The 209-nt window shown below is 41.1% G+C and carries 1 protein-coding gene; it reads left to right on the top strand.

What is annotated here, in order from left to right; all coding sequences use genetic code 11:
* On the top strand, positions 1-209 hold a 209-nt coding region (locus DWW96_RS14495; protein ID WP_278286593.1), incomplete at both ends, for an RHS repeat-associated core domain-containing protein.

Here is a 209-nt window from a genome sequence, read left to right as displayed (position 1 = left end):
ACCGGATATGTTTATGATGAAACAACAGGCTACTGGAATGCGGGAGCAAGAATGTACAATTCCACAGACAGGGAATTTATACAGAAGGACCCTAAAGCAGGAAATGTATATGAAACCCTAACCCAGAACGGTTACATTTATTGTGGGGACAATCCACTGTATTACATAGATCCTGACGGATGTTCATACATAAGCACACTTGGAAATGC

The organism is Eubacterium sp. AF17-7, from assembly GCF_003461285.1.
Lineage (GTDB): Bacteria > Bacillota > Clostridia > Lachnospirales > Lachnospiraceae > Eubacterium_U > Eubacterium_U album.
The sequence above is the reverse complement of the archived record's forward strand: the minus strand, read 5'-3'. Positions and strand labels throughout refer to the sequence as shown.